We start from the raw sequence: 303 nt of genomic DNA on the forward strand, positions 1-303 counted from the left end.
GCCTGACCCTCTGGGGCTCGGCCGGCGTCCTCGCCGGCCTCTGAGCCGCCCCGGGTAGGCGAGGAGCGCGAGAGGGGCCGCCCCCCGGGCGGCCCCTCTGCCGTGTGCGGCCCCGCCGCTCACGGCAGCGCGGCGCGGGCTCGCGCGTCGCGGATCTCCCAGGTCTCGATGAGGTCGAGCGCGTGCAGCGCCCGGCCGCGCAGGTCCCACCAGGCCGGGAGCTTTCGCGAAGGGTCGGGCGCGCACCCGACGGCCGCGACCAGAAAGGCGGTCTCGGCGAGCGGCGGCGCGCGAAGGCAGCCG

At 79.5% G+C, this 303-nt stretch carries 1 pseudogene; it reads right to left on the reverse strand.

From position 1 onward, the window contains the following. Positions 1 to 119 precede the first annotated feature (119 nt). Positions 120 to 303: pseudogene (locus AX737_RS34970) on the reverse strand (phytoene/squalene synthase family protein); the annotation flags it as partial.

This window comes from Methylobacterium sp. CCH5-D2 (assembly GCF_001556475.1).
GTDB classification, from domain to species: domain Bacteria; phylum Pseudomonadota; class Alphaproteobacteria; order Rhizobiales; family Beijerinckiaceae; genus Methylobacterium; species Methylobacterium hispanicum.